This window comes from Acinetobacter sp. YH12131, from assembly GCF_013418635.1.
Taxonomy (GTDB): Bacteria; Pseudomonadota; Gammaproteobacteria; order Pseudomonadales; family Moraxellaceae; genus Acinetobacter; species Acinetobacter towneri.
Map to the genome: position 1 here is coordinate 269,619 of NZ_VPBQ01000003.1, position 21,399 is coordinate 291,017.

The 21,399-nt window shown below is 43.4% G+C and carries 21 protein-coding genes; 9 read left to right on the forward strand and 12 right to left on the reverse strand.

Annotated features, from left to right (window positions below):
- The first annotated feature begins 4 nt into the window (after window positions 1-4).
- Window positions 5-1,567, forward strand: coding sequence for a PAS domain-containing sensor histidine kinase (locus FTU66_RS04060; protein ID WP_180112346.1), 1,563 nt, complete (start codon window positions 5-7; stop codon window positions 1,565-1,567).
- A gap of 69 nt (window positions 1,568-1,636) precedes the next feature.
- The gene (locus FTU66_RS04065) at window positions 1,637-3,070 is read left to right on the forward strand and encodes a sigma-54 dependent transcriptional regulator (RefSeq protein ID WP_180112347.1); all 1,434 of its coding nucleotides are present in this window, start codon (window positions 1,637-1,639) and stop codon (window positions 3,068-3,070) included.
- Between the two features lie 49 nt (window positions 3,071-3,119).
- On the opposite strand, the gene FTU66_RS04070 is transcribed toward FTU66_RS04065, so the two are convergent.
- The 4 genes from FTU66_RS04070 to lptF all read right to left on the reverse strand — a co-directional run bounded on the left by FTU66_RS04070 (window position 3,120) and on the right by lptF (window position 8,174).
- Complete coding sequence (locus FTU66_RS04070; protein ID WP_004975690.1) at window positions 3,120-4,283, reverse strand: S41 family peptidase; 1,164 nt, start codon at window positions 4,281-4,283, stop codon at window positions 3,120-3,122.
- A gap of 24 nt (window positions 4,284-4,307) precedes the next feature.
- Window positions 4,308-5,855, reverse strand: a complete 1,548-nt coding sequence (gene gpmI, locus FTU66_RS04075) for a 2,3-bisphosphoglycerate-independent phosphoglycerate mutase (protein WP_180112348.1) — start codon at window positions 5,853-5,855, stop codon at window positions 4,308-4,310.
- A 146-nt stretch (window positions 5,856-6,001) separates the two neighbouring features.
- The gene (lptG, locus tag FTU66_RS04080; RefSeq protein WP_004975683.1) at window positions 6,002-7,072 is read right to left on the reverse strand and encodes an LPS export ABC transporter permease LptG; all 1,071 of its coding nucleotides are present in this window, start codon (window positions 7,070-7,072) and stop codon (window positions 6,002-6,004) included.
- A gap of 1 nt (window position 7,073) precedes the next feature.
- Window positions 7,074-8,174: an LPS export ABC transporter permease LptF gene (lptF, locus tag FTU66_RS04085; protein WP_004975682.1), complete on the reverse strand. Its 1,101-nt coding sequence runs from the start codon at window positions 8,172-8,174 to the stop codon at window positions 7,074-7,076.
- A gap of 158 nt (window positions 8,175-8,332) precedes the next feature.
- Between lptF and FTU66_RS04090 the strand changes: the two genes are divergently transcribed.
- The 4 genes from FTU66_RS04090 to FTU66_RS04105 all read left to right on the forward strand — a co-directional run bounded on the left by FTU66_RS04090 (window position 8,333) and on the right by FTU66_RS04105 (window position 11,214).
- Window positions 8,333-9,781 (forward strand): leucyl aminopeptidase, encoded by a 1,449-nt coding sequence (locus FTU66_RS04090; protein WP_180112365.1) that lies wholly within the window; start codon window positions 8,333-8,335, stop codon window positions 9,779-9,781.
- Window positions 9,774-10,181: a DNA polymerase III subunit chi gene (locus FTU66_RS04095; RefSeq protein WP_004975678.1), complete on the forward strand. Its 408-nt coding sequence runs from the start codon at window positions 9,774-9,776 to the stop codon at window positions 10,179-10,181. The genes FTU66_RS04090 and FTU66_RS04095 overlap by 8 nt, the downstream gene beginning before the upstream one ends.
- 48 nt (window positions 10,182-10,229) lie before the next feature.
- Window positions 10,230-10,850, forward strand: coding sequence for a hypothetical protein (locus tag FTU66_RS04100; RefSeq protein ID WP_004975677.1), 621 nt, complete (start codon window positions 10,230-10,232; stop codon window positions 10,848-10,850).
- A gap of 145 nt (window positions 10,851-10,995) precedes the next feature.
- A complete protein-coding gene (locus FTU66_RS04105) occupies window positions 10,996-11,214 on the forward strand; it encodes a hypothetical protein (protein WP_096901968.1) in 219 nt (72 codons plus the stop codon).
- A gap of 109 nt (window positions 11,215-11,323) precedes the next feature.
- Here FTU66_RS04105 and FTU66_RS04110 read toward each other — a convergent pair whose 3' ends face one another.
- From FTU66_RS04110 to glnK, 7 genes are all read right to left on the reverse strand, one after another.
- A complete protein-coding gene (locus FTU66_RS04110) occupies window positions 11,324-11,869 on the reverse strand; it encodes a VTT domain-containing protein (RefSeq protein ID WP_004975673.1) in 546 nt (181 codons plus the stop codon).
- A 123-nt stretch (window positions 11,870-11,992) separates the two neighbouring features.
- Window positions 11,993-12,652, reverse strand: a complete 660-nt coding sequence (locus tag FTU66_RS04115; RefSeq protein ID WP_104852910.1) for a riboflavin synthase — start codon at window positions 12,650-12,652, stop codon at window positions 11,993-11,995.
- Between the two features lie 34 nt (window positions 12,653-12,686).
- Window positions 12,687-13,979 carry a DNA adenine methylase gene (locus FTU66_RS04120; protein WP_004975669.1) on the reverse strand — a complete coding sequence of 431 codons (1,293 nt, stop codon included), beginning with the start codon at window positions 13,977-13,979 and terminating at the stop codon, window positions 12,687-12,689.
- On the reverse strand, window positions 13,976-15,079 hold the full coding sequence (gene ribD / locus FTU66_RS04125) for a bifunctional diaminohydroxyphosphoribosylaminopyrimidine deaminase/5-amino-6-(5-phosphoribosylamino)uracil reductase RibD (protein ID WP_180008481.1): 1,104 nt from the start codon (window positions 15,077-15,079) through the stop codon (window positions 13,976-13,978). The genes FTU66_RS04120 and ribD overlap by 4 nt, the downstream gene beginning before the upstream one ends.
- Window positions 15,080-15,115: 36 nt before the next feature.
- Complete coding sequence (gene nrdR, locus FTU66_RS04130; protein WP_180112349.1) at window positions 15,116-15,574, reverse strand: transcriptional regulator NrdR; 459 nt, start codon at window positions 15,572-15,574, stop codon at window positions 15,116-15,118.
- A gap of 139 nt (window positions 15,575-15,713) precedes the next feature.
- A complete protein-coding gene (locus tag FTU66_RS04135) occupies window positions 15,714-17,123 on the reverse strand; it encodes an ammonium transporter (RefSeq protein WP_180064684.1) in 1,410 nt (469 codons plus the stop codon).
- 63 nt (window positions 17,124-17,186) lie between these two features.
- Window positions 17,187-17,525 carry a P-II family nitrogen regulator gene (glnK, locus tag FTU66_RS04140; protein ID WP_004650081.1) on the reverse strand — a complete coding sequence of 113 codons (339 nt, stop codon included), beginning with the start codon at window positions 17,523-17,525 and terminating at the stop codon, window positions 17,187-17,189.
- 276 nt (window positions 17,526-17,801) lie between these two features.
- Between glnK and FTU66_RS04145 the strand changes: the two genes are divergently transcribed.
- Window positions 17,802-18,029, forward strand: coding sequence for an accessory factor UbiK family protein (locus FTU66_RS04145; RefSeq protein ID WP_019838153.1), 228 nt, complete (start codon window positions 17,802-17,804; stop codon window positions 18,027-18,029).
- Window positions 18,030-18,101: 72 nt separating this feature from the next.
- Window positions 18,102-19,589: a YifB family Mg chelatase-like AAA ATPase gene (locus FTU66_RS04150; RefSeq protein WP_180112350.1), complete on the forward strand. Its 1,488-nt coding sequence runs from the start codon at window positions 18,102-18,104 to the stop codon at window positions 19,587-19,589.
- Between the two features lie 118 nt (window positions 19,590-19,707).
- On the opposite strand, the gene FTU66_RS04155 is transcribed toward FTU66_RS04150, so the two are convergent.
- Complete coding sequence (locus FTU66_RS04155; RefSeq protein WP_373684815.1) at window positions 19,708-20,463, reverse strand: TorF family putative porin; 756 nt, start codon at window positions 20,461-20,463, stop codon at window positions 19,708-19,710.
- 473 nt (window positions 20,464-20,936) lie between these two features.
- On the opposite strand from FTU66_RS04155, the gene FTU66_RS04160 reads away from it, so the two are divergent.
- Window positions 20,937-21,128 (forward strand): hypothetical protein, encoded by a 192-nt coding sequence (locus tag FTU66_RS04160; protein WP_179989575.1) that lies wholly within the window; start codon window positions 20,937-20,939, stop codon window positions 21,126-21,128.
- Window positions 21,129-21,399: the final 271 nt, after the last annotated feature.

Sequence of the window (21,399 nt, forward strand, 5' to 3'; positions counted from 1 at the left end):
CGATATGCCAGATTTAAAACAACATTCTGAGTTAAATCAGTATCATCTTGGCATGTGGTATGGTACTTACCGACTGCTGATTGCCTTTTGTTTGCTGCTGATTACCCTACTCACCTTTCAGCAGCTTGGCACACAATATCAGCACCCGGGTTTATATCTATACACCTTGGTCTGCTATTTTATTTTTAGCTGCCTGCAACTGATCAGCTATAAATATATTCCTTTTAAAAGCACGCAACAACTGACCCTGTTTTTTGCAGTCGATATTATCGCGCTCAGTAGCCTGACTTTTGCCAGCGATGGCCCTAATTTATATTTAAGTCTGCTGTTTGCGATCACGATTTTTGCAGCATCACTCTTGCTGCAAAAGCGTAAAGCCTTAGCCATTACCCTCATCGCGATGATTATGGTGATTTACCAACACTTTGTTGGGAGTTTGCTGGACTTTTCATCGCTAAATAATATTGGTCAAAGTGCGCTATTGGCATTTTTATTTTGGGTGGTTTATGGCAGTGGACGTATTGCAGTACGGCGTTTCCAAATTTTAGAAAATCTAAATTTTTCGCAATCTTTGGAATTAAACCGCCTACAAAATATCAACCGTTATATTTTAGAACAAACCGAAATGGGCTATTTGGTTTTAGATGAAAATTGCTATGTCGTCCTCAGCAACCCTGCAGCCTGTCATCTGTTGGGGATTCATCCTAAATATGCGCACGCGACCTATCCATTGTATAAAATTCAGCCCGATTTATTTGATCTGTTCAAATTTGATCAATTGCAAGATGGAGAAAAATTTCAATTCGAGTCGCAACTGAGTCATTTTCATGTGCATATTCAGGTACAAAAACTCAAAGTGCCACATCAAACGCTGACTTTATTGGCGCTGCAGGATGGACGTAAAATCAATCAGCAAGTCCAGCAACTCAAATTAGCCGCCTTAGGACAACTCTCTGCCAGTATTGCGCACGAAATTCGCAACCCGTTGGCAGCCATTGTACAAGCCAACAATTTATTTACAGGCAGTGATGCTGCACAGCAACAATTGCTGTCGGACATGATCAGCAAACAAGCGACACGGATTGATAAAATTATTCACGATACGCTGAGCATGGTCAAAAATAAACAAACCACGCCTGTCGCGATTCAGCTCAATCACTTTTTGCCGCAATTCATTCAGGAAGATTTACCTGATGCAGCGAGTCAAATTCAGCTTACACTGACCGAACAACTGAGTATTCAGTTTGATGAATCGCAGTTTCGCCAAGTGCTAATTAATCTGATTCGTAACGCCATTCGACACAATGCTGCACAGCAGCCCATTGAGATTACGGTCTACCCGCAAACAACTTATATTTATATTGATGTGCGGGATTTTGGTGCAGGTGTCGCCAGTCAAGATCTCCTCTATCTGTTCCAGCCATTTTTCAGTACCGAAATCAATGGAACTGGTTTAGGATTGTATCTATCGCATAGTTTTTGCGAGGCGAATCAAGCCAAGCTGAGCTATGTAGAACAAGAACAAGGCGCATGTTTCAGGATGAAATGTCTACGTGCCATTGAATAAACGCGATTGATATTGGATCAATCTTGTTGCTGTGGTTTTGATTTAATTTTGTGTGGTTTTGGGGAAAATATGCACGCTGTTCAACCTTTAGTTTTATTGGTCGATGACGAAGAAGACCTTTGTACCCTCATGCAGATGACTTTGGCACGTATGGGGATTCAAACCCATGTCGCGTATCGTTTAGTGCAAGCCAAGCAGTTATTGGCAGAACATCAGTACGATGCTTGCTTAACCGACTTAAACCTGCCCGATGGCAATGGCTTGCAACTGGTTGAATGGATTTCCGAACAATATCCGAATGTACCTGTTGCCGTATTGACCGCCTACGGCAATATGGATATTGCGATTGCTGCGTTAAAAGCGGGTGCATTTGACTTTGTCAGTAAGCCTGTCAATCAAATACATTTACAGCAACTCCTTGAAAAAGCACTGAACAAACCGTTCGACACTACCGATCATCATAGCCAAGATCAGCTTGAATATAAAATGTTGATTGGGCAGTCTTTGCCTATTCAGCAATTACGCAACACCATCAAAAAAATTGCGCGTTCACAAGCACCTGTATTTATTACAGGCGAATCAGGTACGGGAAAAGAAGTTGTCGCCAATTTGGTTCACCGCTTAAGCAACCGCAACGAAGGGCCATTTATTGCGATTAACTGTGGCGCAATTCCCACCGAACTCATGGAAAGCGAGCTATTTGGACACAAAAAAGGCAGCTTTACAGGCGCGACTCAAGACAAACAAGGTCTAATTCAGTCCGCACATGGGGGCAGCTTATTTTTAGATGAAATTGCCGAACTGCCACTGAGCATGCAAGTCAAACTGCTGCGTGCCGTTCAGGAAAAGCGCATCCGTCCTGTGGGTTCAGATAGTGAAATTGATGTCGATTTTCGAGTGATCAGCGCCAGTCATCAGGACTTAGAAAGTTTGGTTCAGCAAGGACGTTTCCGTCAGGATTTATTCTTCCGTATTCACGTGATGGATTTGGTCTTGCCTGCCTTGCGTGAACGTGGACAAGATATTCTGTTATTGGCAGACCACTTCATTCAAAAAGTTGCACAAGAATGGGACATTCCTGCCAAACAACTGACACCTCGTGCCCAGCAATTTTTATTAGAACAGTACTATCCAGGTAATGTGCGTGAGTTACGCAATATTATTGAACGTGCCATTACCCTGAGTGATGATGATGTTATTGATCTCAAACACTTACAAACCGCACCCTTGCGCCAATTCAGTATGAGCAATACAGCAACCACTGAACCACAACCTACAGCAGAAACACCACAGCAGATCGTGACAGATGTATTGCTGACAGGACGCAAACTGCCTGAAGAAGGTTTAGAAGCCTACTTGGAAAAAGTAGAAAAAGACATTTTACTGAATGCGCTGCACCTGACCCACTGGAACCGTACGTTGGCAGCAAAAAAATTGGGCATGTCTTTCCGTTCTTTGCGCTATCGTCTGAAAAAGTTTGGATTAGATACTGAAGATGAGTAAACGCTAAACAATGAAGACTGTCTAAAAATACGTGTTACTCAGATGAGACTTAACGGCGGCTCAGCAGTAAATCTGCCACATGCTCAAGATAAGCCTCTTCTTTCATTTCAGGGCTTTGAATATATTGCTGATTCGGCTGAATCCCAACCCCTTCAATCATTTGCTCGCGTGGGGTGTAATAATGCGAAACCGTCATTTGTAAGGCAGCACCATCGCTAAGTGGGAACAGCTTTTGCACCACCCCCTTGCCATAACTTTTTTCGCCCATCACCCAAGCGCGTGAATGGTCTTTTAAAGCACCGGTAAAGACTTCTGCCGCAGATGCAGAGCGATGATTAATCAGTACTCCGACTTTTAAATTTTGAAATTCAAAGCTAGGTAACGCCTGAAATTGTTGATCGCCTTCAGAACGACTTTTGGTCGATACAATCACACCCTGATTTAAAAATAAATCGGCAGATTCCACCGCAGCAGACAGTAAGCCTCCTGGGTTATTACGCAGATCAATCAATACGGCTTTTAAGCGTGGCGTGCTATGTTCTTCAATTAAGCGTTTAATTTCATTGGCGGTGTCTTGCTGAAACACACGTACTTTTAACAACAAGACCTGATTAGAAAGCATCTGCGCCTGAATATCGGTTTCTACTTTTTTGTTGCGTACCAACATAATTTCAGGCTGATTGGCTGCACGTTGTACGCTTACAGTCGATCCCACTGAGCCTGTGAGCAGGTTATTGACCTGATCTGCACTCAGCTTTTTCAGTTCTTGGTTATCAATTTTAAATAGGCTGTCGCCATTCTTCAGCCCTTGTTTAGCCGAGTCGGCATTGGCACTTAAATTTTGAATGACCCAATGTTGCTGGGCAGCGTCATAGCGCAAAGTAAAATCAACCGAGGCCAAGTCGCCTTCGGTATATTGTAAAAGTTGTTTATATTCTTCAGCAGTTAAATAGCGTGAATAACGGTCTAAACCGCTCACCAAGCCACGAATGGCTTGCTGAAACAAGGCATCATCACTTTTTTCAGTCACATAGTTGTCTTTGACAATGCCATAGATTTGTACAAATTCCTGTATCGACTCTACAGGCACATCGACATAGTCCTGTTGTAGTGTAGGGCCATCTAACTCCCAATCTGGCGCAGCCCAAACACTCGAATGACTGGCACACAACACGCTTGCCAACACAACCGCATAAATTTTGTGAGCCGTCATTCCATCATCTACCTGTATCGAGGGTTATGCCTGTAAGCGAATTAAGTTGCGACCTTGCATATCTGCTGGCACTGGCAATTGCATCAAATTCAATAAAGTTGGTGCAACATCTGCCAACACACCACCTTCCAAAATGGTGGCCTTAGTTGGGCCTACATAAATGAATGGCACCAATTCAGTGGTGTGCTGAGTATGTACCTGACCACTGTCATAGTCTTGCATTTGCTCGACGTTACCATGATCAGCTGTAATAATCATGTGACCTTGTTTCGCCATCACCGCTTCATAGACACGACCCAAACAGGTATCTACTGCTTCCACTGCTTTGACAGCTGCATCAAACACACCAGTATGACCGACCATATCGCCATTGGCATAGTTCACCACCAACAAATCATATTCACCTGAATTAATGGCTGCAACCAGTTCATCAGTCACTTCATAAGCGCTCATTTCAGGTTTTAAGTCGTAGGTTGCTACGTTTGGCGATGGAATCAGGATACGTTTTTCACCCGGATATTCATCTTCACGACCACCACTAAAGAAGAACGTCACGTGTGCGTATTTTTCAGTTTCAGCAATACGCAATTGTGTTTTGCCCAAGTCTGATAAATATTCACCAATCGAGTTTTTCAAATCTTCTGGCATGTACGCCACTGGTGCAGCAATGCTGGCTTGATAACGGGTTAGCATCACAAATTTAGACAATTGCGGCACAACTTTACGTTCAAAACCAGCAAAGTCTTGTTCCACAAAAGCTTTGGTCAATTCACGCGCACGGTCAGCACGGAAGTTCATAAACACCACGCTGTCGCCATCTTGAATTTTGGCAATTTCACCAATACGGGTGGCTTTCACAAACTCATCACTTTCCTCTGCCGCATAAGCCGCTGCCAAGCCTTCTACCGCGGTTGCCGCAGTACGTACTGCCTCACCTTCGGTAAGTAAACGATAGGCTTGTTCTACACGATCCCAACGGTTGTCACGATCCATCGCATAGTAACGACCAATCAGGCTGGCAATACGACCTTGATTTGGATATTGTGCAAATAATGCGTCCAATTTTTCCAAAGAAGGCTGCGCGCTTTTGGGTGGCGTATCACGGCCATCTAAAAAGGCATGTAGATAAACTTTTGCACCACGTTTTAATGCCAATTCTGCCATCGCCACGATATGATCTTCATGCGAATGCACACCGCCTTCAGACAATAAACCAAGCAGATGCACTGCACCGTTGGCTGCTTTGGCTTTTTCTACCGCATCGACCAACACTTCATGTTCAAAGAAAGCGCCTGTACGAATGTCTTTGGTAATACGGGTAAAGTCTTGGTACAACACACGTCCTGCACCCAAGTTCATGTGACCAACTTCAGAGTTACCCATTTGACCATCTGGCAAGCCCACATCTTCACCTGAACCAGAGATCAAACCATGCGGATGCTTTTCCTGCATAGCAGTCAAATTTGGTCGTTTCGCTGCTAAAAACGCGTTGTCTTCGACCGCTTCGCGATGACCCACACCATCCATAATCACCAATACGTGAGGGATTTTGCCAGCAGTTGCATCCGCCATAATCAATACTCTTTTTTCGTCTACAAATTAATCATGCTATCTTAACGAATTTTGCGTCAAGACTCTATGTTCAGAAGATGGTTTCCGCCACTGATTCAGATAGGTTTACCCAATCATACGGAAAAAGCAGCAGCATCGGCCCGCACTTAACGCGCACGATGCAGTAAGTAACCGCCGATGACAAACATCAGAATAATAGGAATAAATACGAACCACGCAGGCGATGGTGCATAGACCAAGCTGGCATAGCCCAAGAAATCCTGTAAATAAAAGAAGGTTAAGCCGACAAATAAAGCAATCACCAAACGGAAACCCATAGATTGCTGACGTAACGGCCCAAAAATAAAGGAGCAAGCAATCACCACCAAAGCAATCAGCGCAAAGGGTGCACCAAGTTTTTGCCAGAACGCCAGTTGGTAGGTTTTGGGTACTTGGCTGTATTCATGCATATAACTCATGAAACTGACCAATTGACTTGGGGATAAATCTTCAGGGTCGATGGTGACCATGTGCACATATTTCGGTTGCAATGCTAAAGCCAAAGCCTGTTCGCTGTTTTTAGCTAAAGTCGCGTTGCCCGCCTGCAAAATATCCATCTGTTCAGTTTGATTGAGCAACCAACTACCGTCTTTAACAAACTGTCCCTGATCTGCAGACAATGTACCACGCAAGCGATAATTATCATCAAAATCGACCACTTGTACATTTTTGAGCTGCCCTTGGGCATTGGCGTAGTCAATATAAATAAAACGATTGCCTTCGCGCGACCAATAGCCACGAACTTCACCCAGCTCAGCGACGCTACGGTGACTTTTAACACTTTTGGCTTGTTCATTGGTGTATGGAATCACCCATTCACTGAGCACAAAAGACAGCAGTACCAATACCATGGCGGAACGAATCACCCATCCCACAATACGCCACAGGCTAATCCCTGCAGAACGCATCACAATCAATTCGCTGTTGGATGCCAACGTACCCAAGCCTAACACTGCGCCAATCAAGGCAGAAATCGGCAAAATTTCATAGAGATAATTTGGCGCACCCCACAATACATACAGCAATGCCTGCCATGCACTATAGTTTTCATTGAGTGAACCCAATTCGCCTAAATAGGTAAACAACACCTGCAAACCAGACAAAATTGCCGTTGCACCAAACATAGCCAGTGCAGTGGTCTTGGTGACGTGTTTTGCAACTATACGACGTGCCAACATCTTAAGACCTCACTCGCTGAATTTGCTGCTTAATTTTAGGTGCTAGTTTTTGTTTACGTGAGAACAAGGCTGCCGCAATCGCATAAGCCAACAACACCAACGGATAAGCAATCATGCCCATTTCTTGTTTGCTGATACGGGTTTTAACCGCCATGAGCGCCACAATCAAACTGGCGAAAATTAACAAGGCAGGAAACAGTTTTAAATAACGCCCCTGACGCGGACTAACTTCTGACAATGCCACGGCTAAAAACAACGCCACCACAATCGCAAAAGGCACAAAAATACGCCAGCCGAGTTCACTTGCAACCACAGGGTCTGCACGGTTTTTCCAAAGTTGCGAGGTGGTTAAGGCTTCTACTTCGGCACTTTCAAATTTAGCTTCTTTATCATTTTCTAAACGTAAACGATAACTTTGGAATTCTGCCTGTGAATATTTGGCTGTGCCCGGAAATATTTCATAACGACGCCCTTCGACCAAATCCACCACATTGGCAGGATCATTTTCCAACTCTACCCGTGTCGCTTCTTTTGCCAGAATCATGACATCAGGACGACCTGCTTTTTCTGCACGTTGATAAAAGAAAATATCTTTCAGGTTTTTACGATCTTCGGACAGATCGCCTGCGTAAATGGTATATGGCCCTGAAGAAATAAATTCTTTGGGTCGCACCAAATCAAAACCTGTGCGTACTGCCTGACTGGTGGTCAATGCTTCAAACTGACGCAGTCCCCACGGTGATGCCCACAGCATTAAAAAGCCTTGGACAATTAGAAATACCAGCGTCATTGGCACCAATAAACGTGCCAATTGATGCCGACTCACGCCACTGCTGTTGAGCACTGCCATTTCATGGTCGACATATAAACGACCAAATACCAACATCAAGCCAATAAAGAAACCCAAAGGTAAGATCAGCGTCAAAAATTCAGGCAAGCGATAGCCAATGATGCTGAATAAAATACTCGCATCCAGACGCCCTTGTGCCGCCACGCCAAAATACTTGATCAAGCGACCACCCATCATGATCAAAGTCAGTAAGGCAATCACAACCAAGGATGTCGACACAACTTGCTTGACCAAATAACGCCGAATAATCAAATTATTTCTTCCAAAATGTGAGGGAATCCAATTCGCGTTAGTTTACCTGAATGTTGAAAATATAAAACCTATCGCCTTGTTATACATTGAAACTCGACGCATAAAAATGTTTCAATGGTTGCATAGTTTGCACATTTAGATAGGCATAAAATCCAGTGATTAAATTTAGCTTAAGTCCCGCATTCCAAGAACACAGCGCGAGTGAATCTTTGTCAATTTTAGTGGCTGCAGAACAGGTGCCACAGGCAACTGCTGCTTATCAAATCAAGGATTTAGACAGCATTATTCAAGCGACACAATTTAAAGCAGGCTTTAATGAAAGTTTAAGTTTGGTGGCTAGCGTTGTTGAATGCGCCAATAGCAACCTGATCGGTTTGGGTAAAACCGAAGAATTACCAGCCGCAAAGCTGGCAAAAATTGCACAAAGCATTATCAAATCTTCACAAAAAAAATTTAAACAGATCAGCATTGATTTGTCTGCTCTGCCTAGCGAGCTGCATTATGTATTTGCACTCAGCCTGACCCAAGCAGCCTATGCTTTTGATGAATACAAAAGCAAAAAGAATGAATTTCAGCTTGAACAAATCCATTTCATTGCCAATAACAGCCCACTCAGCGCAGATCAACTTCAATTGATTGAAGCCATGCAATCGGGGCAAAACATGGCACGCGACTTGGGCAACCGTCCGGGCAACATTTGTTTCCCTGAATATTTGGCAGAACAAGCCCAAGCACTTGCGGCAGAATATCCAGACCTACTCAAAGTCACCATTTTAGATGAAGCAGAAATAGCGGAATTGGGCATGGGTGCTTTCCTTGCAGTCAGTCAGGGTTCAGACCGTCCAGGACGCATCATTAGCCTCGAATACCAAGCACAGCGTGATGAAGCACCTGTGGTATTGGTTGGTAAAGGCATCACCTTTGATACAGGCGGCATTTCACTCAAACCTGGCTTAGGGATGGATGAAATGAAATTTGATATGTGTGGTTCTGCTTCAGTCTTAGGCACCATGCGCGCGCTATGTGAAGCACGTTTACCTATCCATGTGGTCGGCACGATTGCCGCTGCAGAAAATATGCCGTCAGGCAAAGCCACTCGCCCGGGTGATATTGTGACCAGTATGAGCGGCCAAACCATCGAAATTTTAAATACCGATGCCGAAGGTCGTTTGGTGCTGTGCGATACCCTAACCTATGTGAAACGCTTCAACCCTGCTTTGGTGATTGATATTGCGACTTTAACAGGCGCTTGCGTGGTTGCACTCGGTTCGGTACTGACAGGCATGTTTACCCCAGATGATGAACTTGCGGCGGAATTGGATGCTGCGGGACACACTGCATTTGACCGTGTATGGCGTATGCCCGTGATTGACGATTACCAAGAACAACTGGATTCACCATTTGCCGATATTGGCAATATTGGTGGGCCTAAAGCAGGTTCAGTTACTGCAGCATGCTTCTTGCAACGCTTTACCCGTGACTATCGCTGGGCGCATCTAGACATTGCAGGCACTGCATGGAATTCAGGCAGCAATAAAGGCGCAACAGGTCGTCCTGTACCGTTATTGATGCAGTTCCTCGCACAACGTGCAAGCAATAATGGCTAAAGTTAGCTTTTATTTGTTTGAAAAAAGTCCTGAACGGCAAGTGGAAAGCACTTGCCGTTTATGCCGCAAAATTTTGCGGCAGCAGGCACGCATTTGGCTGCATTGCCCTGATCCAGAGTTACAGCAAATATTGGATGAGCGTCTGTGGAGTTTTGATGCCAGCAGCTTTATTCCACATGGCATTAACCAAACACAGGCCAACGTGTGTATTTCTGCCGAATTACCGCAGCAATCGGACTGGATTGTGTTTAATTTTAACAGTCAGGCACTTGAAGCCTATGCAAAATTTAGTCACATTATTGAGATTATTGAAAATCACGAAGCAGCCAAAGTGCTTGGACGTGAAAAATTTAAACAATATCGACGTTTGGGCATAGAACCACAGACGTTTAAGCTTTAATTTTAAAACGTTTTTTTTAAAATACTGCTCAAAATAAGGAGAGATGCGGTGACTTTAAATGTCGGCTCAGATTTTAAACAGCGCTGGTTAACCGCGCCTCAGGCTGTGCGCCAGACATTTATGGATGATCTGCATCGAATTTGTGAGGTCTTGCAACCTGAAACGCAATTACACAACTGGATTGCAGAAGATCAGCGCGCTCAGCAACAATCACAGGAAAAAATTGAACAAGCCTATGCTGACCTGAAAGCACGTTTGATTGAAGAAGCACGGCAACGTCGCCAATTGGCACTCGAACTCAAATTAGAACAGCAACGTGCAGAACAAGCCGCTTATGCTGCACAGCTACAGCAAGATGAAGCGCAACGCTTTGCAGAACAAACTCAAGCACTTGAGTTGATGCGTCAAAGTCTGGATCAGGAAATTTCAAACTATACTGCACGTTATGAGCAAAATCCTGAATTACCTGCAGTGACTTTTAATCAAGCCGCAACTGCGGTAAGTGATGATCAAATTGTTTCTGAACTTGAAAGTGTACGTTTGCGTTTAGAGCTAGAAGCCGAAACTCAAATTGAGCAGGCGGTAACGATCTTTCGTGCGCGACTACATGCTGCAGCCCAAGAAGAAATTGACTATATCTTAAAAAATTCAAATTTTTCTAAAGAATAATTTTACTTTTTATCCCCAATTAGCCCAAAGTCTTAAACCCAATGTCATCAAAATGAAATAATTTTGTCACATGATAATCATCCAGAAAAAGTTGAATTCTCAACTTTTATCTCCTTTAAATGACTTTTGTAATCATGGGTTTCAAATGGATATCTTGACGAAAATTTCAGGCAAAATCGACCATCTTAATGCGGGCGAACAGTGGAGTATTCGTGCTCAGGATTTATGGATCAGTCGTGCAGATTTCCAATCATTAAGCATGTACTTGTCTAAAGAAGCGGAAAAGGGTGAGTTTTCAATTCAAAGTAACGATACTTTTAGCCCGCGCTTGGGTGGCACAGAATTAATTGTCACCAAACACTAAAACTGAACAATATCAAAAGTCCACACGGTGGGCTTTTTTTGTGGCCATCAATCCACTTTTTTAGTTATCGCGGTGGATTTAGAAGAAGAAAATAGAAAAAATGAGGAATTTAAATCCAATCACCCAACCAAGACAAAATATTACCCAAGCCATAACCTATTGCCATTAAAGAAAAAATCCATACGGCAGCACCCACCACATTATAAAAACTAAAGGTCGCCAAAGGCATGTGCCCTGACCCTGCAGCAAATGGTGCAAATGAGCGTACAAACGGTATAAAACGCGCCATTAAAATAGTTTTGCCACCATGTTTCATAAAATAATGGTTGGTTTTGACAATATATTCAGGTTTGAAATAACGTGAATGTTGATGAAAATACTTCACCCCTAGAATTCGTCCAGTGTAATAGTTGACGCTATATCCCAAGACTGCCGCGACAAAAAGCAAAATCCCCATATAGTGCAAATGCACCACGTCAGTGGTGGAACACAAGGCACCAATTGCGATCAGCAAACTATCGCCTGGTAAAAAGAACATGAACACAGAACCTGTTTCTGCAAAAATAATCAGAAACAAAATGGCATAGATCCACAGACCATAATTATCGAGTAATAATGGCAGCCAGTGTTCCAAATTCATTAAAAAATCAATCATCTACATTAAACCAAAGGGGTGTTTATGATGAAAAAAACATCTTTATCTTTTTAATTATCCCTAAAAACAAAAAAACAGTCTAATTTTTCAATCAGACTGTTTAAATTTCATTCGGCTCTGTGCTTATTTTAAAAAGCCATTTTCAGCCAAGAATTCCATGCTAATTTTAGATTGCTGCGTAGTTTCTGCAGCTTTATCACCCAAGAGCAAACGCTCAATATAACGCGCCAAGACATCCACTTCTAAATTGACCTTGCTGCCAACTTTCCATGTGCCAATATTGGTACGCTCTGCCGTGTGTGGAATTAAATTCAGACTGATAACACTGCCGCGTAAATGGTTAATGGTCAGGCTGATGCCATCGACGGTCACCGAACCTTTTTCTGCCAAATATTTGGCAATTTCTGCAGGTGCAGTCACTTCATAGTAAATTGAACGTGCATCTTCACGTACCAGCGTAATTTCACCGACTGCATCAACATGGCCACTTACGATATGTCCACCAAAACGTGTGGTCGGCAACATGGCTTTTTCGACATTGACAGGCTGACCCACTTTCCATGTGCCTAAAGTGGTACGGTTCAAACTTTCACGGGACACATCTGCGGCATACCAATTGTCGCCCCACTCGATCACAGTCAGGCAAATACCATTGGTGGCAATTGAATCCCCCAAATGCACATCCGACATATCCAAATCGGTCTGAATACGCAAACGTACATCACCGCCCACACTTTGCAGGCTTTCTACTTTACCTAAACTTTCAATAATGCCTGTAAACATAATCTTTTCTCTCATTCACTGAGGATTTGTGGATTTACCACAACGCCAATTGGGTACTCACACCTGAGGTATCTACACCACCCAATTCTGCAAAATGGTAAAGTTGCCCTAACAACTGGCGAATAGGTGGGCCTGACTTGGCATGCGTATCGGTAATCACAATAAATTCCAGCACGCGCGCACGCTCGGACTGACGCTGTTTACTCACGCGATAACGCGGAACATCTTGCGTCAATAACGTCACTCGACCGCGTTTTAAATTGGCTTGCAACAAGTCTGTGGCACTAATATTACCATCGGTAGAATAACTGGTCAGAATAAAACGTGCATTAATGGTGTCCAATAAGGTTTCATACGCCTCTTTGGCGTACTTAGATGAGTTGTATGGACTTGGACGTTCTTTGCGCCATGCACGGTCAATACCACTTTTAAAGCCTTTGGTGTCTGGGGTTGGTAAATCGACCTGATCCCACAAGGTTAAGGCATTTAAGACATGATAGTTACTGCTATAAGCATGTTGATTATACGGTGGGTCTAAATAAGCCACATCCACCTCAAAACCACTCATTTGATTGGCAAGATGCTGTGCATCGACACACCACATTTCTGCAGCAGGTTTATTTGGTTCACCAATGTCACAAAAACGACTTGGCGTGAGCCACAATAATGATTCTATTCGTTCGAGTGCAGTTTGAGTTTTGCCACCCCAGCCGTGGTGGAAGCTTTTAAACACCCCACTGGTATTACTGACAAAACTGGCAGAGTACAACAACGGCGCCAACAATGCCGACATCTCAACATCATCAATGGCACCCTGCGCTTGCCACGTAGCAATTTGCTGACGAATCGCATCTATGCGCATACCGTTACGACGTTTAAAGAATAAACGGTCACGACTTGGGTCATAAATTTCGTCATTGCGCGGACACAAATTATGCGTCACCCAGCCTTTGACTTCAGGCAAACGGTTCAAATAATCAATGGCTTTTTGATAGCCGCCTAATTCTTTAAACGCAGGTGCTTCAGTGCAGGCCAAAATCGCATGGTTTAAGGCATGGCTGTACGGTTCCCAGTCATTGGCAATCACCCGATAACCATTTTGACGCGCCAAACGTGATACCACTCCTGAACCTGCAAAAAAATCGGCAAAAATTGGTGCACGACCATTTTTAGGATGTAGCGTTCCTGTCTGTTCAAGTGCTTCTAAAATCAGATGCAGTAAACGGCGTTTATTGCCCAAATAAGGCACTAACTGATGGAATAAGTATTCATCAGTGGTGCGTGCCGCATGACGACGTTTGTGATAAACCGTTGACTCTGAACTCATAGTGTCTCTTGAGAAGGAATTAACCTAAGGCGCACGTCATCACCCAATTGAGTGACATCGCAAAGTTTAAATCGAAGTTGCTCTGCCATCTGTTCAAATTCTGCATTAAACATGGCACGAGCTGAGCGCCCTAACAATGTAGGTGCCACATAGCTGATCACTTCATCAACCCAACCTTCCTGTAAGAAAGCGGTCGATAAGGTTGCACCCGCTTCAACCAATACATCATAAATTTGATGTTGCTGTACCAATTGGGCAAGTAAGGTGGCTAAAGGTTGCGGTTCCAATTGTAACACGCCCAAAGCAGCCAACTCTGCACGATACGGTCCCATCACCATCACCGTTTCAGGCTGCTGCAAAATTTGTGCGCTCAAAGGCAAACGACCTTGGCGATCTAAAATAATCCGTTTGGGTTGTACTACGCTGTGGATGTCATCTACACCCTCTAAGTGGCGTACATTAAGCAGACAGTCATCGGCCAGTAACGTGTCGATCCCCGTTAATACTGCAGCAGAAATTGCCCGCCAATGCTGCACATCGGCACGTGCAGCCGTGCCTGTGATCCATTTGGATTCACCCGAAGCCATTGCCGTGCGACCATCCAAACTTGAAGCTACTTTTAAACGCACATAGGGCATGCCCGTAGCCATGGCTTTTAAAAAGCCTAAATTTAACTGACGCGCTTCAGCTTCTGCCACACCGACATCCACCTGAATGCCTGCATCCTTTAAAATCTGAACGCCCTTGCCTGCCACCAATGGATTTGGGTCTGGACATGCCACCACCACTTTAGCCACGCCTGCATCAACCAATGCTTTGGCACAAGGTGGTGTGCGTCCATAGTGCGCACACGGCTCCAAAGTTACATAGGCAGTTGCACCACGTGCCTGTTCACCTGCCTGACGCAAAGCAAAGACTTCGGCATGCGGTTGTCCTGCACGCGGATGATAACCTTCGCCCAATAATTGCGCATCTTTAACAATCACACAGCCGACATTTGGATTAGGTTTGGTACTGTATTGCCCCAAACGTGCCAATTCAATAGCACGACGCATCCAAAAAAGATCGTCGGGTGGTAAATTGGAAGTAGATTCAGTCATATTCAGATGTTGTGTGCTTTTTGCTGACATGAGGATTTATTGCTCACGTAACTGCATTTGTTCAATTTGACGACGAAACGCTTCGACATCCTGAAAGTCCTGATACACCGAAGCAAAACGCACATACGCCACGTGATCCAATGCAAATAAAGCCTGCATCACAATTTCACCAATGGTACGTGATTTCACATCACGCTCACCCAAACGGCGAATTTGTAATTGAATGTCGCTGAGTACCGTTTCAATTTGCTCTTGGGTCACAGGACGTTTTTGCAAAGCATGCATTAACGAACGACGCAGCTTGACCTCATCGAAGGGTTCACTTTTCCCATCCGATTTAATCACCCGTGGCATGACGACTTCATAACTTTCAAAAGTGGTGAAGCGTTCACCACAGCCAATACACTCGCGACGTCGGCGAATTTGACAGCCTTCTGCCGCCAAACGTGAGTCAATCACTTTACTGTCTGCAGTGTTGCAAAATGGACAATGCATAGCGGTTTAATTGCACAAATTTGAATGAAAATGCAGTGTAGCAAAAATTCCAAACTTTGTAGAGTTTTACGCAACATATAGAAAAAAAACAGCCCCGAAGGGCTGTTTTACACAATATATTGATTATGTACTGTCTAGATTATTCTACACGTTCACCATGTTGGCTTAAGTCGAGTCCCATACGCTCATCTTCTGCAGCCACACGAATACCAATGGTTAGATCAATTACTTTTAAGATGATGAAAGTCAGTACAGCTGAGTAAGCAATAGTCGCTAACACACCTTCAACTTGCACCCAAACTTGGCTCATTAGGTTGCTTGGTGCAGCATCGCCCATAATAAACTCGCTGGCAAAAAAGGCGGTTAAAATTGCACCAACAATACCACCTACACCATGTAGTCCAAAGGCATCTAAAGAGTCATCGGCTTTCAGGGCGCGTTTTAAGGCAGTAATCCCCCAGAAACAGACCACACCACCAATTAAACCCATCGCTAATGCACCACCGACAGTCACAAAACCTGCCGCTGGCGTAATGACGACCAAACCTGCAACAGCACCCGATGCAGCACCTAATACAGAACCTTTACCACGTACCAGTTTTTCAACCACAAGCCATGCAATTGCTGCGGCTGCGGCTGCCACTTGAGTCACAACTAAGGCATAACCCGCTGCACCATTCGCGCCTAAAGCAGAACCACCGTTGAAACCAAACCAGCCCACCCAAAGTAAACTTGCACCCAGTACAGTCAAGGTCAGGTTGTGCGGGGCCATAGATTCACGGCCCAAGCCCATACGTTTACCCAACATGTATGCAGCAACCAAACCTGCAACACCCGAGTTAATATGAACAACAGTACCACCAGCAAAGTCGAGTGCGCCATCATTGCCTAACCAACCACCACCCCATACCCAGTGGGTAATTGGTGCATAGACCACGACCACCCAGATCGCGATAAAGGCAACAAAGGCACCAAACTTCATTCGTTCTGCAATTGAACCACTGATAATTGCCACAGTAATAATGGCAAAGGTCATTTGGAATATCACAAATAGAATTTCAGGAATACTGCCACTGAGCGCATCGGTACCAATGCCCGCCAGCATGACTTTGTCTAGACCACCAATAAAGGCATTACCTTCACCAAAAGCCAAACTATAGCCCACTGCCACCCAGGCAATACTGACCACGGCTGCTGCTACAAAGCTATAGGCCATAGTATTGAGTACGTTTTTCTTGCGTACCATACCGCCATAAAACAGTGCCAAACCAGGAATGGTCATGAGTAAAACTAAAGCAGTCGAAACTAAAATCCAAGCGGTATCGCCTGTATCTAATACAGCTTCTGGTTCAGCAGCTTCGGGCGTGCTGACTTCTGCTACAGCTGCAACTTCTGTTGCATTTGGTGTTTCGATAGGAGATGTTTCGGCAGTTTCAAGCACTGCAACATCTGAAGTTGGTGCGGTGGCTGTTACGGCTTCTTCAGCCCAAGCAACAGAACCACCAAGAAGTGCGCCTGATAGACTCAGCGCGAGTAGCATTTTTTTCATTTGTGTCCCCCGACCTTTGTTTTTGTGAGTTATTAGGTACTCAGCAAACTTCGTGCCATTTTCTTAAACAGCGTCTGCACCCGTTTCACCTGTACGAATACGGATGACTTGTTCGAGGTTAGTCACAAAGATTTTGCCATCACCAATCTTGCCTGTACTAGCAACACGAGTGATTGACTCAATCACCGAATCCACCATTTCATCGCTAATTGCGATTTCAATTTTAACTTTAGGCAAGAAGTCAACGACGTATTCAGCGCCACGATAAAGTTCGGTGTGACCTTTTTGGCGACCGAAGCCTTTGACTTCTGTTACGGTGATCCCTTGAACACCAATTTCAGATAATGCTTCACGCACATCATCTAATTTAAAGGGTTTTACAATTGCAGTTACGAGCTTCATGTTTGTTTTCCTTCGGCTTAATTCACCAGTAAGGTTTTATGTTCAAATTCCATGCCAAAGTTCTAAGGTCGGGGGAAATTAGAAACCGTGACATGAGTTTTCTTTATACCTTATTTTATACATTTATATGGTTTTGATCTTCAAAAAATAGACATATTTATTAGAAGATTTACGATTTTACTCATCGAATAAATCCATATTTCGTCTGAAATGCTATAGTCTATTCAAGACCAGTGCTACACTGCCTCCATTTTCTCCATCTTTGTGGAAACAACAATGATTGAAACTTTATTACAAGCCATTTTGGAACAAATTGAACAACCTAAAAAAGATTTAGAACATAATTTACGTGCTTTGCTCAATGAAGCGGTCACCAAAATGGATTTGGTCTCGCAAGATGAGCTAGACCGCCAACGTACTGCGCTCAATAATGCCAACTTACGTTTAAATGAGTTGTTAAAACAGGTTGAAGTACTAGAACAGAAAATCCAACTCAAAAAATAAGCACCAATTGAGTGCTTAAGTACAAAAACCAAACATTATAAAAATAACGCACCAAAACGGATCATAATAAAAATGTCTTTTGCCAAAGTGTATACGCGGGGGCTGCTCGGCTTGCATGCCCCTGCAATTGAAGTTGAAGTCCATCTAAGTCAAGGCTTACCTTCTTTAACCATAGTTGGTCTAGCCGAAGCTGCCGTACGTGAGAGTAAAGACCGAGTACGCTCTGCCATTATTAATAGTGGTTTTCAATTTCCAACCAAGCGTTTAACGATTAATTTAGCGCCTGCCGACTTGCCCAAAGATGGGTCGCGTTTAGACTTAGCCATCGCCTTAGGTATTTTAATTGCATCGGGACAATTGCCCGAACAGAGCACTGACGGTTTAGAATTTATTGGAGAATTGGCTTTAGATGGTCAATTACGCCCCACCACAGGCACACTCAGTATTGCGATTGCCTGCCAACAGGCACAGCATCGTTTGGTTTTACCTGAACAAAATGCACAAGAAGCTGCTCAATTGCCAGACTTTGAAGTCTTTGCCGCCACACATTTAAAACAAGTTTGCGAACATTTGGCACAAAGCCAGCTTTTAGATAAAGTCATCGCGACTGCACAGCCACAGCTATCACACTCCTCATTTGATTTAGTCGATGTGAAAGGACAATTACGCCCACGACGCGCTTTGGAAATTGCAGCCGCAGGTGGACATTCATTGCTATTCAAAGGCCCACCCGGTACCGGTAAAACCTTATTGGCATCCCGACTTTCCAGTATTTTACCGCCCTTAAATATGCAAGAAAATTTAGAAGTTGCCAGTATCTACTCCGTGGCGAACAGCCCGCATACTTTTGGACAGCGTCCTTTTCGCGCCCCACATCATACCGCTTCTGCTGTAGCCTTGGTCGGTGGAGGCTCATATCCCAAACCCGGTGAAATTACCTTGGCGCATTTAGGCGTTTTATTTTTAGATGAATTACCTGAATTTGATAAAAAAGTGTTAGAAGTGCTGCGCCAACCTTTAGAGTCCAAAGAAATTGTGATCTCCCGCGCTTCTCGGCAAATTACCTTTCCAGCCAACTTTCAACTAATTGCCGCCATGAATCCCTGTCCTTGTGGTTATGCTTTTAATCAGGATGTGCGCTGCCAATGTTCTGCAGAAAGTATTAAACGCTATCAAAACCGTATTTCAGGGCCGTTATTGGATCGTATCGACTTACACATTGATGTACCACCTCTGCAAGCACATGAATTACAGGACACCCGACCAGTGGAAAATTCTGAAACCGTGCGAAGCCGTGTCATTCAAGCATATACACGACAATTGCAACGCCAAGAGTGTTTAAACATGGCGCTCAGTCCCAAACAATTAGAACTATTTGCACACTTAGATAATACTGCCCAAAATATTTTAGCCATTGCGCAGCAGCGTTTGAACTTATCGGCGCGTGCGTATCATCGGGTGTTACGGGTGGCACGCACCATTGCAGATTTAGCCCAAAGTGAACAGATTCAAAGTCCACATTTGAGTGAAGCGCTGTCTTATCGTGCCCATGAAGCCTGATTGAAAGTCTAAGAGATGAAAAAAAGCCCATTGCCATGCCTGACAATGGGCGAGTTGTTTTTATTGTTTTAAGTTTCACTCCAAACTGAAGCTTTTATTTATCGTCCTAGCCCTATCTTTAGAAGGCTTTAGTTAAAGTAAATACAGCTCCTGTTTCAACACCACGCTTTGCCGCATGCGAAAAACCATCGGTATCAATATCAGTTCCTACAGCAGCCAATTCACCAGATAAACCTTCAACTGAAGCAAAGTTATAGCTTACACCGACTTTCCAATCTACATAGCTGTCTTTTCCACCGCCAAAATCAAAGTCATCTGCTTGGGTGTAACCTAATCCAGCAACCCCAGAAAAGCCGGTACTTCCAATGGGTGCGGTATAAGTGGCATTGAAATACCAAGCATCGGTGTCACCACCTAAGAAATCATTACTGTAGTTAATGGCTGTTAATAAGCTGGCATCTTTAAACAAAACATCACTAAAACCTAATTTTGCATAAGCTTCGAGCCAGTTTAAATCGCTCTCACTTGGGTAGGCGTAATACCAAAAACCCACGTCTAATAATGGCTTGCTGGCAAAACTGTCTAAAGTAGTGGCATAACCCAAATAAGGGTCAAGTTCTAAATGCGCTGTGCCACCAAAATCGACATTGGAACCCCACACACCAGCATAAAGGCCTGAATCATGGCTCAACGCAAAACCCGCTTGCACCGCAGGATCACTCATTGTTTGTGTCATGCCACGAAAACGATAATCACTGGTCATTGCCGCAGTACCACTAAAAGACAATGCTGAAGTTGATTCTGATGCCATGCTTAGACCAGATGCTGCCATCATCGCTGCTGCAAAAAGTGTTTTAAATCTCATGTTCATGATTATTCCCCCTGCATCTGATGAGATGCTTGTGTCTATTGTTGTTTAACTCACATGGAGGATTGCAAACCGTGTGCCAACATTCAAAAAAACAAGATTTTTCATACTCAGAATAGGCTCACAACCACATATAAATAATTGTTATTTATATTTATTTTTAAATTAATAAATTTCTTGTTTTTATCACTGTGACCTATAAGATACTTTTTTTTATTCTTTTTAGGTAGATGTTTAAGTCATATTTACTGTGCAGATACCGAATACATTGCAACATTTTTGATGTGCCTGACTTAGAACTCCATTTTAAACTACCTAAAAAAGTGCAATAACATTTATTCCCACATCTTTGCATATACTAAAAACTGGGACAAAGTCATTACTCATATGCTTATAGCCCCTTGCCCATTAAGGGCAAACAGCATGTTTGGCCTAGAAAAAATATTTTTGAATGCGAATAATTTTTTTGCACCAAGAACATGCATATCATTCAAATTGTTAAACCGAATAGCCAATGTGAGATTTCAGCAGCATTGTGGCAGGCCGATGCAATCTCTTCTGAAGTTATTACACTTAAAAATTTAGCGAAGAGAGAAATACTAATTGGGTCAAATTCATCAAAAACAGCGCAAATAAAACACCGTATTTCACATGAAACACCTCATAGCTAAAAACTATTACTCACCCCATAAACACGATTCTATTTTTTATACTTTTAGTTCAAATAAAAACCAAAATATCCAACTTTATCTATTTTTAAATTTAAAACCGCACTTATGAGTAAATACTTAAGAAGATGAAATAAACATAAAATTTTAGGTTTTTACTTACTTATTTCGCCATAAATTCTTAACTTAAACTACTGAAATATTAAACAAAGCTGATTTTATGGCTAAAATTTACAAAAAACTTAAAGCATTGCTCCCAAGTCATCCATTCTAG

Bases quoted from the DNA above. Each gene is read 5' to 3' on its own strand.
- FTU66_RS04060 (WP_180112346.1), top strand. From the start codon at position 5: ATGCCAGATTTAAAACAACATTCTGAGTTAAATCAGTATCATCTTGGC.
- FTU66_RS04065 (WP_180112347.1), top strand. From the start codon at position 1,637: ATGCACGCTGTTCAACCTTTAGTTTTATTGGTCGATGACGAAGAAGAC.
- FTU66_RS04070 (WP_004975690.1), bottom strand. From the start codon at position 4,283: ATGACGGCTCACAAAATTTATGCGGTTGTGTTGGCAAGCGTGTTGTGT.
- gpmI (WP_180112348.1), bottom strand. From the start codon at position 5,855: ATGGCGGATGCAACTGCTGGCAAAATCCCTCACGTATTGGTGATTATG.
- lptG (WP_004975683.1), bottom strand. From the start codon at position 7,072: ATGTTGGCACGTCGTATAGTTGCAAAACACGTCACCAAGACCACTGCA.
- FTU66_RS04095 (WP_004975678.1), top strand. From the start codon at position 9,774: ATGGCTAAAGTTAGCTTTTATTTGTTTGAAAAAAGTCCTGAACGGCAA.
- FTU66_RS04105 (WP_096901968.1), top strand. From the start codon at position 10,996: ATGGATATCTTGACGAAAATTTCAGGCAAAATCGACCATCTTAATGCG.
- FTU66_RS04110 (WP_004975673.1), bottom strand. From the start codon at position 11,869: ATGATTGATTTTTTAATGAATTTGGAACACTGGCTGCCATTATTACTC.
- FTU66_RS04115 (WP_104852910.1), bottom strand. From the start codon at position 12,652: ATGTTTACAGGCATTATTGAAAGTTTAGGTAAAGTAGAAAGCCTGCAA.
- FTU66_RS04120 (WP_004975669.1), bottom strand. From the start codon at position 13,979: ATGAGTTCAGAGTCAACGGTTTATCACAAACGTCGTCATGCGGCACGC.
- ribD (WP_180008481.1), bottom strand. From the start codon at position 15,079: ATGACTGAATCTACTTCCAATTTACCACCCGACGATCTTTTTTGGATG.
- nrdR (WP_180112349.1), bottom strand. From the start codon at position 15,574: ATGCATTGTCCATTTTGCAACACTGCAGACAGTAAAGTGATTGACTCA.
- FTU66_RS04135 (WP_180064684.1), bottom strand. From the start codon at position 17,123: ATGAAAAAAATGCTACTCGCGCTGAGTCTATCAGGCGCACTTCTTGGT.
- glnK (WP_004650081.1), bottom strand. From the start codon at position 17,525: ATGAAGCTCGTAACTGCAATTGTAAAACCCTTTAAATTAGATGATGTG.
- FTU66_RS04145 (WP_019838153.1), top strand. From the start codon at position 17,802: ATGATTGAAACTTTATTACAAGCCATTTTGGAACAAATTGAACAACCT.
- FTU66_RS04150 (WP_180112350.1), top strand. From the start codon at position 18,102: ATGTCTTTTGCCAAAGTGTATACGCGGGGGCTGCTCGGCTTGCATGCC.
- FTU66_RS04160 (WP_179989575.1), top strand. From the start codon at position 20,937: ATGCATATCATTCAAATTGTTAAACCGAATAGCCAATGTGAGATTTCA.